Genomic DNA, 16,844 nt, shown 5'->3' on the forward strand with positions numbered 1-16,844 from the left:
ATGGCAACTGGATCAATCAGGGATTGAATGGCGCCGGCACATCAACTTTGATGAGCGAAAAGGCGTTGAAGGATTTATCCTTCAGTAGGTACATCTTACCGTTTGTTTCCTGGTAGAACTCGATACCCAGGAGTAACAGCAATGGATGTTCGCTATTGGCCGGCAGCGTGTTCTGCAGGCTAATGGCTTCCGTAGGAGTTTCACCCAGGGCAATCTCGCCTGTGCTGACTTCCTTCACTTCGAATTTGGTATTCACAAAATCGATAGCTGCAGCGGCAGAGATGATCTTGAAATGCGTGGCGCTTGCATGTGCAGAGATCAGCTTCTCCGGAACAAATGGCGGGAACTCAATGCCGAGCTGGCCAGTGGCCCTATCGATAGTGGCAGCATAGCTACTGTATAACGTGTTGGCTAATACAGCATTTACGTTGAATTCAAAACCTTCCAGGAGCGACAGATCACCTGCGGCTACACGCCTGGCGCCTCTATCGTTTATGAGGTCGGTTTTGATAATGCTGAATAAAGCGCTTACCAGCCGGCTGGTCACCTGCCCATCGGACATGGAAACGAGCAATGACCTGAATGCCTGACGGATCAGCTTCCCAACAGCTCCGGCTTCGGCGAATTCAGACATATTTTCACGTGTACGTTTATACGCCGGATCCTTACTGATCCTGGCTTTGTCAACGCCACCGGATTCGCGCACCAGATGGCCGCGTTTTGTTTTGTAGTAGGTCAAGCCACCTACAGTGCCCTGCATTTTTTGCGGGCTTTTTTGTTTAGCCATAAAAATAGTTTTTAGAGTGATAGAATTGTTGACCGGTTCAACATTTGAGAGAAGAGTTGAGATATATCTGTTTGATAACGAAAAGAATGAATTGTCTGGAAGCATCAGGAATGTATGGTTAATTGCTGCCGGATGGGGGAAATACTGCTGAAAGTGTGCTGCCGGTGCTATGCGGAGGGTATCAGGGAGTGCTGGCCCCTTCACCTTTTCTATACGCAGGCTAACGGTAAGCCTTAACGATCTTTGGAGGAATTGTATAATCATAATGGAATGTTGTGAATGCAAAGCTGGACCAATCACAACATTCCATTGTCATATGTAAATACTAGTAGTATAAGATTTTTCAGAATTATTCTGAACCGGAGAGATTTTGGAGAAGGCAAATCCTCATAGCATCCACTGATTTGGTAGGTTCCATTTTTCTCATTTTGATATGCTGGAAGATGTCGGGATAACTGCTGATATCGATATTGAATATTTTCCCGAAGACTGTAGCGATGGTTTTAAGGTCAACATGACCGCCGTTGAATACACGCATGTAATGGAAGCCATACATGAACTCGACCAGGGCGGCTTTGCTGCCAGTCCATTGCAGTAGTTGTTCTGTCTGGCTGCTTTCACAGGTTTCTCTTGTGGGCGTTTGAAGCAGCTCGATCTGCTTTTCCAGGTAAGGTATGTAAGCAGTATTGGCAAGGAATATCGCAGCTTGAGTATCATACAAGGTATTGAATGCCGGATCATTTACAGCAAATAACAGATCGATAGAATGATCAGTAAACTGCTGGTCTCTTAAAAAATACTCGTGGTCCCTGATGGTGCTTTCTGATCTGTAATAGCAGCAGAAATCATCATTGTGCTGAAAGAACTGATAAATCTGCTCCAGTTCCTGTTCCAGGTATGCAAGCTGAACCTTTTTGCTTCCTAATGGCCAGCGACTATGCAATCTAAAGATCTTTATATGCAATATTAACTCGCTCAGAAAGCGGGGTTTGATTACTTTAAAGAAATGAATTTCATCCTGTTTGGTGATTTTTCTTGTGCTTTGAAATAGCTGGCGTAAGGATCGTAAGGAATCATGTACAAGCTGAATTATCCTTTCGCATTTCTTCAGTTCAGGAAGGGGTTGACTTTTCAGGAGTTCGATTTGATTGATCAATGAAGCATACAATTCTTCAGATAAGCTGAGTAAAGCTTGCATAGTGAGTACTTTAAATGGTTAAAAATGGAGCCTTACCATAAGATTCCGGTCTGATACCGCTGGATCAAAATTTGATCTCGCATGTTAGCCCAATTGCATGAAAAGACAAGGGGAAAAAAAACGCGATTTCCCGTTTTTTTTCCCCTTGCTATGTGGTTTACTTTTTGTATTGGATAGTGAATTTTACATTCCGGAAAGAAGGATCCTCCGCTTTGAGTTCTTAAGTACCTAAATTATAATTCTTCTAAAGAACTTGATCAATATATAATCACTTAACAAAAGAGTTTGTTGTAAGCCAGACATGGCCCTGGAACATACTTAAAAGAGTTCGATTGTATATAGTCGAAAGTAAAAATCCCTATTTCATAAATTACTTAGAATTCGACTTCGGAGCTTTGACAACATATTGAAACCTTTACTCGCAATTTCAATTAGGCCATTCCGAACAACAAAAAGTAATTAAAAACCAGCAACAAAAGTTCGCCGATAATCTAAGCCCGTTATTGATTATTTACTTAAATGTTTAACCTGTTTAAACAAAGAAAAAACTGTCTCTTCTTTCCTCCACGAAAATTGCATTAACTATATTTTCTCGATTCAAACAACAACCTCCAATGAAAAACATCCTAGTTATAACGATATCAATATTTCTAACGCTTATTTCAATTTTTGTTTTTGCTACTAAATCTACCAATTTTGATAAAAAAACGTTCGCTCTAAAATGTCACTGGTATGTTCATGCCAATAGCAACATTGTACAAGGACATACAGACTCCATTACTGAAAATCTTTTTAAGAGTGGGCTAAATTGGACATTAGCTGGTGATCCTACTTCAGTATGTGACCCAGTTCAATATGTTTGTGCAATCTGTTATGATGATACAAAATACACATTAACGCAAGCCTTAAATGCAGTATGGTCAAATGTATTAATAAATGGATGGCAACATGGTATAGATATAGATCCTACCGCTAGCACTTTAAAGATATACATCACAGACACCCATTTAATTCCATAGCTAAATATCCATAAGATTAACACTAAAAATAAGACAACTCGTGCGTGTGGCTAAACTCTTAAACCTTGAATTTGACAACCACTTCAATAATAACGAATCAAAAATAAATAATGATTTATCCATCTTACCAAATGAATCGAAACAGTCCACAACTCAAAAGTCTTTATCCCGAATTCGTAACAAACAATGTGGAATCACTACTATTTTTGATTAGGATAAAAACAAAAGCAGTCCTGCTATCTGCATAAGCATTTTCTGCTTCTGATGTCGATTACGGCTGCTTCCATTAATTAATAAAGGAAGATTAGTATCAGCCATAATTCTATTTTATCAATCTGTTTAGCTAATTATAGCCCATCTAAAGCATGCAGTTAATAGTCACAACATTTTTCTGCATCATCAAACGACTTTATGTAATTGATTCAGTACAAAAAAGGTCACGAGAAAATATTTGTTGATCTAATTGCAAATACGGCGATTAAATCAAGATAAAAAATGAAAAGCCTAGCAACAATATTGATTTCGCTTTTATTTGTCGCCAGCACGACCTATGCTTTTGCTTTAAATTCAAAATCATACAAAAAGCATGCATTTGGATTAAAATGCTTTGACTATGTAAATTCAAGGTTTGATAATTTAGATTATGCGAGCATCGATCAGATAACTTTAAGCGCTATTAATAATCCAGGAAATTGGGCAATTACTTCATCTAATCCTCAGGTAGAGTGTAACCCCTCGCATTTCTTATGTGCAATTTGCTTTGACGATACTCAACTCAGTATGTCACAAGCATTGACGATTACTTGGACGTTTTATGTTACCTATGGCTATTTACCACACGGATCAGATGTTGATCCCTCCGACAAAACCGTTCTTACCTGGCTTCGGGACATTGATAATCAATAAACCTAAGCAAAAATGAACTATTTACTATTGCCGCTCTTGAATAGAAAATAATAAATGCAAAATGCTCATGAAAAAGATAAAATTCTCAGCACACTTGCTAAAGAAGCTAGTTGTAAACATATCATTTATGCTTTTAGCAGCCCTTTTCATATACGCCGCATACAATAAGCTGGCAATATATCCAACTTTTGTTAAGCAACTTCGCTTATCACCCGCGACATCGGGATATGAAAATTTCCTAGCTTGGTTCATTCCAAGCATCGAAATAGCAATTGCCATCTTATTAATAATCCCGCGTTCAAGGCTTATTGGATTATACAGTTCCTTCTTCTTAATGCTAGCGTTTACAGTTTACGTCTATGTTGTTCCGCATTTTTTTCAACAACAGACTTGTTCATGTGGAGGGATTATTAGCACCTTCTCATGGAAAGAACATTTTTACTTTAACCTTTTCTTTACTTTCCTAGCTGGTTCAGGAGTTGTTCTCCTTTCTACAATCCAACAACAGAAAATAAGAAAGACATAAGCTTTTATCAGATAAAGTTTCAGCCTATGTTTCCTCATTTTTTTAACAAGAGGCCTTTTCATGTGGAGATATTATCAGATCTACTTCTGGAAAGAACATAAGCACTTTAATCATTCACTCACATTATTAACTCGCATAAAAGTCACTCTTCTTTCAATAATCTGAAAAAAAATATTTAAGATATAAACTCATTTATTGGCCAACAAATAGGAAAAATCCGGAGCCTGAAAGACCGGGTGCTAATTAATCATTAATAAACCTAAGATTATGAAAAGTTTGAAAATCGTTTTGGCATCTTTACTGCTGGTTGCAGGAGGAATAACAGTTTCTTCATTCGCAGTTGAGTCATATAACTCAAAAGCCTTTGCCCTGAAATGTTATACTTATGTAATTACAGACAAAGACAATATCACTTTCGGTTCAGCGGATCAGATTACTGAACTCGTTGTTAAGAATGAAGGATTTTGGGCTGTATCCGCTCATACCCCCAGCACTATCAGCACAATTTGCGATCCTACGAATTTCCTTTGTGCAATTTGCTTTGATGATTCAAAGTATACTTTAACTCAGGCTCTGACTGCAGTTTGGAACTATTACAACACAAACCATACATTTACTTCAGGTTTGGATATTGATCCATTAACTGGAGCAACAGATGTGCTGAGAGTATATATCAGAGACGTGAATGACACAAATCCTAATCAGTAATTTGTCCAAAATCAATGAGGAGCTATTGTTCCTCATTGATTTTCTATTATGTACAATCTGAAAAGATTGAACTTCTTTTTCGTAATTGTGAACCCATTCTTTCTTAGTCCATTTTCCAACTCGTTTAGCCCGAACCCGACAGGCAGTTCTATGAAACTTATTCTATCTAGATTGGAATCATTGATAAAGTAACTACCTTTCAAATCATCTTTGAGTTTAGAACCAAAATTATCAGATACGATATCAGAAATTGAAACATTGATATACCTTCGCATCTTTACATTGTTCCTCATAAAGTCTTCTAACTTTAATTCATCATTTTGTAGAGATTTAGATTTGACTTTAGCCATGTTTGAGTGAGTCATAACAAAGCCAAGCACACTATCTTCTTTAAAGGATATTTCGGCACCCAAAAACTGCGTCCCAAAAGCCTCTAGTTCTTTCCGCATGGAATCAATTAGCTGATCTTGAGTGTAAGACATAGGAGCTATCTGCTCGTAACAAAATCGGCCCCTGGCATATTGACTATCGGTCTTCTTTAGAGTATTAACGTAATAATCAGTGTATTTTGTAGTGTCTCGTACTTTCAATACTAATTCTCCCGGCAAGGGTGAAATAATTATTTTATCTTCATTTTCTCTTATTTCATTTTTCCAAGCCATCTTTAGCAAATTCAAATACGACTGATTAATTAATGTGTTTCTCCGTATCCCATTTACAGAATCGACTAAATCGAATACTGCACCGGGTTGCTGAGTCGCATAATTGGGATTGAATGGAGAAAGAAACGAATTATATCTATAAAAAGAAGGAATAACTTTTAGCACCTTAAAATAAGGCAAGGTAGGCTCAAACCTTGGCAAAGTACTTTCATTTGCTATATATGATACATCACCTCCTCGTAAGTATTTACTTACTTTCTCCTCATAAGTATTGTATGCACTTCCGAGTACATGTACTGCCCCGTTCTTGCCAATCCAAACATGATAAGGAATTGTTTGAATAGGGAAATAGGCAAGCAAATTTGTTGAGTTTATTATAATAGGCAATTTTGGAAGGACCGCACCTTTCGGAAAAAATTTTCTGATTTCCTCTTTTGATTGCCACGGATTGACTAAAAGAACCTTAACCTTATTTCCAAATTTTGCTTGGAGAGATTCCATCTTAGGAAATGAGGCAATACAGGAAAAACAATTCGTATTCCAAAAGTCCAATATTATCAATTCTGTTTCCTTTTCTTTCAAATCGAACAATCTTACGCTGCCTATTGAATCCATTAGTTCGCCTATTAACACATTGGGGATATTGTCTCCAACCTTCAACATTTTTTCTTTCCACCCGATACCTAATTGTTCGTCAAGCTGGGCCTTATATTCATTTCTCCAATCATTCGCCAAAAAGAGAGAATCGTAAATTCTCAAGAGCTCTGTTGCATTATACTGAACTCTATTCCCCTGCCCTAAGAGTATCGATGAAATCAAAAGGAACAAGATCAAATAAATACTTTTTTGTAACTCTTTATTCATGAATTTCAATATTTGCAGAATTGGATAATGTCTGAAATAATCAATTCTAAAATTTTGATATTCCACCCGATTTATTTCCATTAAGACTTAAAAGAAGTTATTGCTATTGGAATGGCTATGCATTTGGCAATCATATCATGGCAATCTGTTAGATATCAGATAATTAGAAGCTCATCTAATATTTTGTTCAATTCCTGATTTTATTATTTCTTCCTTGGGAATCAATAATACAGTTCGAGTGTCATTAGGTAACAAAGTATATGTTACACCGTCAATAATCCTTTTTAACTCAATCCCATGTCCTTCAAGATTCAGCCTTCGAATATCTGTCCAACGCTGGCCTCTAAATACTAATTCTTTTCTCCGTTCAGAAAGTATTATAGTAAGCGCAGCTTCAGGGGAAGACGCATCCAAATCTTCAAATGAGCTAGATTCAAAACGTTTTCTTAACAATTTATTTAGTTCGGCCATTGCTTGTGTAACATCTCCACCCCTCGCAAGGCACTCAGCCTTTATCAAATACATTTCACTAGTTGTTAATCCATTAAAAACTGAACCATTACTTATATTATAAAAACTACCTTTAAATCGATAGGTACCTTCATCAGGTTCTGAATTAGGCCTGAAATAGATATTTAAGCGTAAGTCATTAGGCAAATAACTTTTTATGAGGCTTGTGTCAATTTTAGCAACATTACGCCCTGTAAGTCCTTTATTTCTTAGTGAACTAAAAAAAATAATTTCTGGATTTTCTGCAAATGCTGGAATAATCTCACCTGCTGACATCAAATTATTAAAATCAAGTAATTCATTCTTCTCTTTTAGCGCTAAATCTGCATATTTAAGTGCATTTGAATAATCAAGCATACTAAGATAAACTCTCGCTAAGAGTGCCATAGCTGATGCCTTATTTGGTCTAAATGCGGTAACAACATCTTTGGGCAACAACTCAATTGCCTTTTTTGCATCCTCAATTATTTTAGAATAAGTCTCCTTAACTGAAGATCGGGCCAATTTACTTTCAACATCTGCATTCAAACGGAGTACAATTCCATTGTCCGCATCTGCTGAAGGACTAAAATTCTTACAATACAATTGCGACAATTGGAAAAAGGAGAATGATCTGAAAAAAAGCGCGCTTCCTTCAACATCATTATATTCATTACCGACTTTTTTTACTCTTCCTAATGCGTCCAAAACTACATTTGAATAATATATTGGTGACAAATATGGAAATCTCCAAGTATCAAAATCCTCAGCAGTTTCTGACCATATATAATTATCCCTATCAAATATTTCAGCGGCTTGCCAATCACTAGGTTTGACAAAATAATTATCAGAAACCAATTCTATCAACGCAGTCCCTGATTGAAAATTCATTACATTATTATTATCTAATAACGCCTGCAAATCTTGTGGTGTTTCAGGAACATAAAATCCCATTTGCGACTTCTTGTCCAGATATTTCTTACATGATGAACTCCCTATTAGAGTTAGTCCACAAATTAATAACACAATCTTTATCTTAAGAGACATAAAATTCCAATTTTCTATTAGTAAAATATTACTTTCTAGAGCCCTACATTAACTCCTATTGTAAATGTTTTTGGCGTAGGAATAATGTATTTAATTCCTCCAGTAAAATCAGGGTCATTCCCAGATTTGTCTTTTTTCCAAAGGATAATATTGAGATTATTCACATAGACAAAACAACTCATCTGCTTCAATATCTTTATTTGGTCAACATTAAGGGTATACTGAATCCTGAAATCCTCAAGTCTAACATTATCCCCCCTTAAGACATTTATTTCTGAGAACTGGTAGAAGTCGTCACGCCCTTGAAGATCAGATGAAATAGGGTAAATCATCGAAGGTACATTTGTTACTTTTTCGTCGCCTGGCTTTTGCCATCTCTTTGAATAATCACTTATACCGTCCCATGCAGAAAATAGTAGCCCGTAATTCAAAGCAGGTTTTCTATAATAAAAGTTTAACTTATACGAAATATTAAAAGAAGCAGTCAGGCCTTTCCAACTAAAAGTATTGTTTATAAAGCCAGAATATAATGGAATTGAAGATCCATGAAAAACTTGATTCCCTACGCTATCATTGAAAATATCAATGTAGTTCTTGCTTACTTTCCCATCTAAATATCCTTGCGGGTCACCGGTTAAAGCATCAAGTCCTCCCCAACTGTAGCTAGATAAACCATAAGCCAATTTCCCAACAGATGGGTTAATTCCAAAAGAAATGAAATCTGCAGCCCTATATAACCGAGGCAAAAATATTTTAGTTACTTTCATCCTAGCATGGCTCAATCCAAACTGAGTGACCCAGGAAATATTCCTTTTCAGGAGTGTTGCTTTAAGATTGATTTCAATCCCATTTCCCTTCAAGCTGGCTGAATTAACGAAATACGACAAAACACCCGAAGAAGAAGGTAAATCAATCGCAGAAATTAAATCCTTCGATTCTTTATTAAAAAAATCAACGCTTCCCTCAAATCGATTTTTGAATAGCGAAAAGTCAATCCCAATGTTTCGCACACGAACCTCTTCCCATCTCAAATCTGGATTTGGAGGGCTTCCGACATCACCATATAGTAAACCTGTAAACTGAGCAGGGTCGATATTGTAAGCCATGGTAGAATATCCTGTAGCAGAATTATTCACATTTCCGGAATAACCGTAAGAAAATCTTAGCTTAAGATTAGACACCCAGTTAACTGAAAAAAAAGATTCTTTGTTAATTTGCCATGACCCGCCGGCAGACCATAAAGGTTTCCATTTTTTGTTCGAAGTTATGCCGAAAATATTCGCGCCGTCCCTCCTGGCACTTCCATATACAGTATATCGATCCTTGAAAGTATAAGCCAAATTGGTTGTTAGTGAAACAAATCTATTAATACTATTCTCTACAAAAGCTCCTCTCTGAGGAACTTGAGCGAAGGATGAAGTGCCATACTGCTTAAATTGCCCTCTATAGTCAATATAGGAATCATAGGCCCCAACCTGATCATTGTATCCATAAAGTCTATTGCTGCTTGCAGAGGCATTTGTTTCAGAAATATCAGAGGCTATTAAGCCGGTTATTAAATGGTTAATTCCTATAGTTTTATTTATGCTAATTTGTCCTCGAAAGTTATATGATGTTGCTTTGCTATTTCCATAATCCAATATTCCTCCTCTAGGAATTGGATATCTCATTTGAGGATCAGAGTAATCTAAATTTGTATACCTATTTATTAGATCTCTTACAAAATAGGAGTTCTTATTGTACAAAGTCCTAGCGTCGCTACTATTTACAGAATATTGAGCTAAAAACTGGGTGCTAAGCCAGCTATTAATCCTATATGTGAGTCCAAGATTTAGATTAATTAGACGATCCATATTTCTTGAATCTGCCAATTTGATTTCATCCAAAGGCCTAAATTTCCAATCTAAAAGTTGCCCTCCACCAGCTGTATCAACGTAAGTAGCCCTAAAATCCTTGGCAATGATCGCAGAATTTCCACTACCATCTACAAGTTGTGCATAGGGATAAGAGCGAAACTGAGGAATCCCTGTTTGTCTACTTTGTGATTGACTAAGACTGATCCCTGCCAAAATTTCCAAATTCTTTATTAGTTTCAAGGCTACATTAGAATTAATAGTATACTGCTTATCGCCGTTTGTATTTTGAATTACTGGGCCACTCCCATTAAATCCAAGCGAAAGAGAATAATTTACAAAATTGCTTCCCCCAGTAAGGTTCACATATTGCTGATGAGATATTCTTTTCTTGTACACATAATCATTAAGATCGTTCCTTACATCATTTTTGCGCATTGCATCAATCATTTCTGTACCTTCCTTTTCGTCTATCAATCCTTTCTTAATTTTGTCTAATATTTCAACTACAGGAGTTACTACTGGCCATGTGTCTGTATTTTCTAGGGTTGTTGAATAAAAACCTTTTGAAAATAAGAACTTCTCAACATCAATAAAGTCAGAACTTGTAATTGTTGGGTATTTAAATAAATTAGGCTTCTCCTGAATTGAAATATTTGATTGAAAAGAAACTCTAATGGGTTGATTAAATTTTGCCTTTTTTGTCGTTATAACAATAACTCCATTTCCTGCTCTAGATCCCCATATTGAAGTTGCCGCAGCATCTTTCAATACGACGATATTTTCAACGTCATTGGGGTTTACAGTTGAGAGATCGTATGGATATGGGAAATTATCTAAAATTATTAGTGGCTTTGCATTGCTGTATAATGTGCTAATGCCTCTGATTTGAATGGAAGTTCCATTCTCATCTTTCTTATTGAAAAAAACCCCAGTAACAGTTCCATCAAGCCTATCCAAAATAGCCATTCCAGCGCGTCTATGAAAGCTTACGCTATCTAATTGGGAATATGCACCTACAAAGCGCTCATTGCTTACTTTATTATATCCAGTTGAAACAACGACTTCTTTCATCTGCTGCGCAGCAACATTCAACTTCACCATTAGATTTCCCCCAGTAATTCTTATTAGCTTCGTTTCATATCCCACATTTGTTATCATCAGCACCCCTCTTTCTTCCGCCTTAATTAAGAAACTTCCATCCACACCTGTAGCTGTGGAAGCGCCGGTAGCTCGAACAGTTACTGTCGCGCCTGCAACAGGTTTTCCATCCTGATCAACGACTTTACCAATGAGATCAATCGGATTCCCTGCCGTAGTATCAGCATCAAAAGCAATCTGCTGCGCAGATTGCTTCTTCTTTATTATCACGAACGCTTCTGATATCTCGTACTTAAAAGGCTGTTCCTTCATAATCATATCCAATACAGTTCGGATAGATTCATTCACAACACTCAAACTAACCTTGCTGGCACCCTTTAACTGATCGCCGGAATACACAAAGGAATAGCTTGATTGTTTCTGAATCAGCTTGAAAACATTTTCAAGTGATTCATCTTTTACTTTTATAGTTATTCCCTGGGCAAATGCATTTGCATGTGTATGCAAAAATGTCGTAGCAATCAGTAATAGCAGTGTAGCATAGTGTTTCATGTTGCAGTAGTTAGTGATGATTCATTACAGGGTTTATGTAATGTGGGGCAGTAAGGAAAACAAGATAAGGGTTGCGTTGATGGAACTGCATAGCTCTAAGGTTTAAAAATCATCACTTACACCAGGGCTTCCAGCCTATCGGGATCTATTTGGCTTCTGAAGATCCCAGCAGGCTGGAAGCACCCGGCAAGTCATTGTGAGCATGCGTATGAAAACGCAATGCTCTAAGACTATATGTTAGTTGCTTTAGGTTTTTACTGATTACTGGAATGCTGATCACTGTATAACAGTTCACAGCGGTAACTTTCTGAGACAAGGCAATCTTAAGGAGGTTTAATGGTAATGATTGCGCTTCATATAGATGGAGAGAATATCAATCACTCAAATAAAAAACCGCTTTCCGAAAACATAGGATAAAGCGGTCTCATCTCGTTTCATAGTGGCACAGGACGCTTCAATAGCATCACTAAAACTTCAGGGTCTACAATACTACAAAACAGATTAAAAAAAATTTCAACCAGGATACACTATTCAAAACCACACTTCAGAAATTCGATCATCAGATACCTTAAACCGTATATATTAAATCTTTACTACAGGGTTGGTTGTCCGGTGGGATCTGGAGGGGTATTCGTGAACTCCCCTCCTCCACACCGCTTGAAAAACGTTCTGCTTCGCAGAGGGCAGTTCTCAGGAAACGAAGCTTCAACATCTTGACAAGAGAAATTGTGCTAATGGAAATTGGACTCTTCAGTTTTTTCAGTCAGGTCAGAGTTTGTTCTTTCAAAACACTAAAAATCACATGAGAAAATCCAAAAAAAATCTTTTAAAGAGCTTAATCGAATGGCAGAATATGGACATACCCTGCCGTAAAATTGGGAATAACTATCTTGTATATACGAAGTAACGCTACTTCGTAAAAGAACTTCATGGCATTACGATAACTTTTCTATCATCGATCCGGAACTTGATCCGCTCGGTCTTCTGCAATACCTGCAGGATCCGGCTGATCGGCAGTGACCGGGGCATGATAGCTACAAAATGATCATCAGGAATCTTGCCCTGGTACTCGACATCGATATCATAATACCGCTGGAGCTGCTTCATGATGTCCTGTATACTGGCGCCCTCTCCCTGGAAAACGAATTTGTCGTTCCTCCAGCCGGTCACCTCTTCAAGATCTGCATTTTTTATAAGAGCTAGTGCAGCATCACCTCTCTGTGCCCTGGCCTGCTGACCAGGTTTCAATACTGCTTTATCGTTGATCGCCGGCATTCCTACTTCCACCTTACCTGTGACCAATGTGGTCCTTACTGAAGGTTCGTTTGAATAGGCATTCACATTGAACTGAGTGCCTAAAACGCGGATCTCGGAATTATCAGCCATTACAATGAAAGGTCGTTTGGCATCCTTCGCAACATCGAAGTATACTTCACCGGTAATGGTTACACGACGTTCGCTTCCCGTGAATGCTGCAGGATACCTGATAGAGCTCGCTGTGTTCAGCCAGGCTCTTGTCCCATCCGCCATCGTTACTGAGAACATCACACCACGTGGAGTGGTCACTGTATTCAGTACTTCCTTTGCAGCCTCACCCTGTTTGTATACAAGTCCGTCGGACTCATTACTGATGGAACTGCCACCCTGATTGGCGAGTGCCGGATTCTGCTTGCCATCGAGCGCCACCTTCCTGCCATCAGCAAGTGTTAAAATAGCAGTTCCTTCGGGAGGTAAAATATCCTGTTGTAAAAGATCTTGTTTTTTCCCTGCCACCACCGGATCATTGTTCCTGGTCATATTAAAATAGAGGTAAACACCACCTGAAACAACAATCACAAAAGAAGCGGCAATCGCAACCCTTTGCCAGAGTGTAAGCACTTTCTTTCTGAATTCAATACCTGGCCGCATACTATCCCATACGAGGGATTTGCGCTCATCTAATTTCTTGATGACTTTGATCTCCTCTACGAGATATTCTTTCGTCATTTTTTCAATGAACAAATTCACACCAGGAATTTTTCTCAACTCATCCAACTCCTTGCTCTGTTCTTCGGACAACTTATTTGTTATCTTCAAAACAATCAATTCCTTTACTCGTTCTTCAACGTTTTTCTCCATCATGTCAAACTCATTTATTGGGCTTCACCAACTCTCTTCACGTTATGTATTAATAACGGCAAGAAAAAAAGATGGTACTCTACAAAACAAAAGTATTTCGAAAAAAAAATACCACGATAGTGGTATGTATAATTTTTAATGAATGATCACGCATCAAAATAAAACAGAACTAACGATCGCTAGTACAAATTCAGCAACGTGCTTCTTCAACAGCGGTAAAGAATTCTTCAATCTGTTAGTTGCGATCCAGGTCTGATTTTTCACAGTCTGATAAGAAATTCCGAGCACCTCAGCAACCTTATTCGGTTCAAGCTGCTCAAAAACTCTTAACGTAATTACCTTTTGTGAAAGTGGTGGAAGCTTTTTTATTTCCTTGTGAAGTGTAGCTATCAGTTCTGCGTTCATCCGCTCAAAGTCAAGCGGGGAGCCGTCTTCCTCTTCCATGAAATAGAGGAATTCATAGTTGTTCCTGCTCCTGGTCTTCTCGCGTGAGAGATAATCAAAGCAGGCATTCCTGCTCGTTATATAAAGGAAGGATTTGATATTCGCAATACTCGGGAATGCAGTAGAGCGATTGAACACTTTCATGAAGGAATCAGCAACAATCTCTTCAGCCACTGCTTCATTATTCGTGAGCTTATAGGAGAAGTAAACGATCTCACTATAAAACTCATCAAATAAAAGATTGAAAGACCTTTCTTCCTTCAAATGAAATGCATGAATGAATTCAAGTTCATCTTTGTAGTAACCACCAATGATCATCTTATAGAGCCTTTTGAAAATCGGAAATATAGATTATGGTCTGATGCGGCTCACAGAGGATAAGATTGTAAAAGGTGTTTTTCATTCAATTTTGGCGCATTTGATATAGCGCAACAAAATAAGAAAACAATGTCACAATTGTGCAATTATGTGACGGAAGAAATGGCCGCATATTTTCAAAACGAAATTTACGTTCTGGCACAGATTACCAGATGTAAACAAAAGTCGACACAAAGGAAATAACGTACTTTTCCTCCACGGTCCTGTTCATCATCCTGTAGCTAACTGCAATAAGTATAAAAAAATTATGCCAGACAAGTGCTAAATCCTTTTAGACCGCAAGGCGACGTTCAATTGAATAGAGTGAATTCGGTAGGTATAAGATCAGAAAAAAATATTCTTTTACTGATTCTTGATACAATTTATGCAATTATCATATACAACAAAAAAATAATTAATCACATGGTTTATGCACAAAAACTGCATTTCGCTGTGTATTATCCTCTTCTCACATGCGCATCACCGTTATATCAGGAATATTGAAGATCGATCCCGAATTCCCTTTTCAACAACTCCTTCACTTCCTCCTCCGTTTCTATCTCCACTTCAAAATCACCCTTGCCATATGTTACCGTAAAAGTATTGCCGCTTAATGTTTTTCTGCCATTCTCCGTAGGCATCGTTACCAGCCGCTTCCTTGTAAACCTCGATCCGGGGCTGATTTGATGATACTTGCACATCTCCTCGAACTCACGCAACCTGCAGGGAGTATGCGTGAAAACATACAGCGGTTTGGCAGTATGATTCTCTATCCTGCTTACCAGCAGATCATTCATGTCATGTGTGCGCATCCGGTAGATATTGCGCTCATCATCCTGGTCCATCTGGAAGTCCAGCTCCAATGGCCGCATGGCAAAATCACCATAGCCCACATCCACCAGGTACAAAATATGGTGAACGTAAACCAGTATGCTCATATGATCATACTCGGGTTCAAAATTGCCGCGCTCATAATTATAGGTTCGCGCAGATACCATGATGGTCTCGAATTTCATGGCATGCAGCAATTGGTAGAACAGGCTGTTGAGCTCGTAACAGAAACCGCCTCTCCTTTTGCGCACCACTTTGTCGAACTGCGCCCCGGGATCGATGTAGATAGGAATGTTCCGGTGAATATCGAGGTTTTCGAACGGTACTGTCAGCAGATGTGCTTTCTGCAGGGCGATCAAAGTTTCCAGTGTTGGCTCGGATCCGCCGGTGTACCCGATTCTTTCATGGTAGGCTTTAATATCCATGCCCGGAATGTAGGAAGTTTTTATTGCATACGAAGTAGACAAATTTCGGCTTCCTGCCAACAAAAAGAGGATATGCTATTTCGCCTGGAGAGAGTCTGCTTTAGGCTGTGGTGGCTTCTTGCCCCAGGTCATCCGGTTCACGATCTCCGCAATCACAGTATCGAATTTCACCAGTTGCTCTTCTGTACAAAGGGCGCGCACCTTCTCGAAGTGATGGATAGTGATGAGGTCCAGCTGGCGCTGCAGGACAGTAACATCCTGGCCGCGCACTGAAAGAAGGGAATCATATTGAGGTTCCTGCGTGATCTTCATCAGGTCAAAGAACCTTTTCTTGGAAGCCCGGATAGAATCCAGCACGGGCTTTTGTTGTGCAATGAGAGTATCCCGCAGTTTCCAGTAAACGGTTTCCTGCTCGGGGCTCAGCTTCAGCTCATTCACCATGAACTGCCCCATCTTCTTTTCCTTGTCAGCAGCGGAAGAGGATACGGCCGCCTTCGCGGGCCTTTCTTTCAACCAGTAAAAGCTAAGGGTGAGAATGTTGGTACCAAGCAATATTACTACAAGCCAGAGAAGCCATTTCTGTTGCGGGAATTTCTTCATGGTTCGTTCGGGGTTTCGTCATACACCGCGTAGGTGTTTATGGATGAGTAATCCGCCACTACCATGGGAGCGGACTGGTCTGTTGCCTGAGAACTGGCCGGGCTCTGCACCATTTTCATGATCGTGGTGATATTCAGCAGCAAAACGATGGCTGCCAGGCCCAATGAAAGGGCCGGCCTGGTCAGGAGCCTTCCGAATTTACCGATGGAAGCTGTTTCCAGCTCCTGTTCCATCCTGGCCCGGAGCCTGGAATAAAAGAACTCCGGCGCCACGGCACGCTTCATTCCCCGGAGGCTGTCCAGGATCTCTTCTTGTTCTTTATTGTTCATCTCAGGTGACATACTGATGTGTTTTTCA

General features: G+C 38.8%; 14 protein-coding genes. 4 read left to right on the plus strand and 10 right to left on the minus strand.

Going from position 1 to position 16,844, the window contains the following annotated elements:
• Nucleotides 1-16: 16 nt before the first annotated feature.
• Together FSB84_RS00815 and FSB84_RS00820 are read right to left on the minus strand one after the other, a co-directional pair.
• Complete coding sequence (locus FSB84_RS00815) at nt 17-787, minus strand: hypothetical protein (RefSeq protein ID WP_130543463.1); 771 nt, start codon at nt 785-787, stop codon at nt 17-19.
• 349 nt (nt 788-1,136) lie between these two features.
• Entirely contained in the window at nt 1,137-1,985 is an 849-nt protein-coding gene (locus tag FSB84_RS00820) for an RteC domain-containing protein (RefSeq protein WP_130543462.1), read from the minus strand.
• Nucleotides 1,986-2,599: 614 nt separating this feature from the next.
• Between FSB84_RS00820 and FSB84_RS00825 the strand changes: the two genes are divergently transcribed.
• From FSB84_RS00825 to FSB84_RS00840, 4 genes are all read left to right on the plus strand, one after another.
• Nucleotides 2,600-3,004, plus strand: coding sequence for a hypothetical protein (locus tag FSB84_RS00825; protein ID WP_130543461.1), 405 nt, complete (start codon nt 2,600-2,602; stop codon nt 3,002-3,004).
• 495 nt (nt 3,005-3,499) lie between these two features.
• Nucleotides 3,500-3,910, plus strand: a complete 411-nt coding sequence (locus tag FSB84_RS00830) for a hypothetical protein (RefSeq protein ID WP_130543460.1) — start codon at nt 3,500-3,502, stop codon at nt 3,908-3,910.
• Between the two features lie 67 nt (nt 3,911-3,977).
• Nucleotides 3,978-4,436: a MauE/DoxX family redox-associated membrane protein gene (locus FSB84_RS00835; RefSeq protein ID WP_130543459.1), complete on the plus strand. Its 459-nt coding sequence runs from the start codon at nt 3,978-3,980 to the stop codon at nt 4,434-4,436.
• 267 nt (nt 4,437-4,703) lie between these two features.
• Nucleotides 4,704-5,144 (plus strand): hypothetical protein, encoded by a 441-nt coding sequence (locus FSB84_RS00840; protein WP_130543458.1) that lies wholly within the window; start codon nt 4,704-4,706, stop codon nt 5,142-5,144.
• A gap of 32 nt (nt 5,145-5,176) precedes the next feature.
• On the opposite strand, the gene FSB84_RS00845 is transcribed toward FSB84_RS00840, so the two are convergent.
• The 8 genes from FSB84_RS00845 to FSB84_RS00880 form a co-directional block, all read right to left on the minus strand.
• Nucleotides 5,177-6,670 (minus strand): TlpA family protein disulfide reductase, encoded by a 1,494-nt coding sequence (locus FSB84_RS00845; RefSeq protein WP_158643735.1) that lies wholly within the window; start codon nt 6,668-6,670, stop codon nt 5,177-5,179.
• Nucleotides 6,671-6,841: 171 nt separating this feature from the next.
• Nucleotides 6,842-8,206 carry a RagB/SusD family nutrient uptake outer membrane protein gene (locus FSB84_RS00850; protein WP_130543456.1) on the minus strand — a complete coding sequence of 455 codons (1,365 nt, stop codon included), beginning with the start codon at nt 8,204-8,206 and terminating at the stop codon, nt 6,842-6,844.
• Between the two features lie 35 nt (nt 8,207-8,241).
• Complete coding sequence (locus tag FSB84_RS00855; RefSeq protein WP_130543455.1) at nt 8,242-11,712, minus strand: SusC/RagA family TonB-linked outer membrane protein; 3,471 nt, start codon at nt 11,710-11,712, stop codon at nt 8,242-8,244.
• Nucleotides 11,713-12,639: 927 nt separating this feature from the next.
• Nucleotides 12,640-13,833 carry a FecR family protein gene (locus FSB84_RS00860; RefSeq protein ID WP_130543454.1) on the minus strand — a complete coding sequence of 398 codons (1,194 nt, stop codon included), beginning with the start codon at nt 13,831-13,833 and terminating at the stop codon, nt 12,640-12,642.
• A gap of 150 nt (nt 13,834-13,983) precedes the next feature.
• The gene (locus tag FSB84_RS00865) at nt 13,984-14,592 is read right to left on the minus strand and encodes an RNA polymerase sigma factor (protein ID WP_130543453.1); all 609 of its coding nucleotides are present in this window, start codon (nt 14,590-14,592) and stop codon (nt 13,984-13,986) included.
• Between the two features lie 530 nt (nt 14,593-15,122).
• Nucleotides 15,123-15,887 carry an arylamine N-acetyltransferase family protein gene (locus FSB84_RS00870; protein ID WP_130543452.1) on the minus strand — a complete coding sequence of 255 codons (765 nt, stop codon included), beginning with the start codon at nt 15,885-15,887 and terminating at the stop codon, nt 15,123-15,125.
• A 75-nt stretch (nt 15,888-15,962) separates the two neighbouring features.
• Complete coding sequence (locus FSB84_RS00875) at nt 15,963-16,487, minus strand: hypothetical protein (RefSeq protein WP_130543451.1); 525 nt, start codon at nt 16,485-16,487, stop codon at nt 15,963-15,965.
• A complete protein-coding gene (locus FSB84_RS00880; RefSeq protein ID WP_130543450.1) occupies nt 16,484-16,828 on the minus strand; it encodes a hypothetical protein in 345 nt (114 codons plus the stop codon). The genes FSB84_RS00875 and FSB84_RS00880 overlap by 4 nt, the downstream gene beginning before the upstream one ends.
• Nucleotides 16,829-16,844 lie beyond the last annotated feature (16 nt).

Source organism: Pseudobacter ginsenosidimutans, from assembly GCF_007970185.1.
GTDB lineage: Bacteria > Bacteroidota > Bacteroidia > Chitinophagales > Chitinophagaceae > Pseudobacter > Pseudobacter ginsenosidimutans.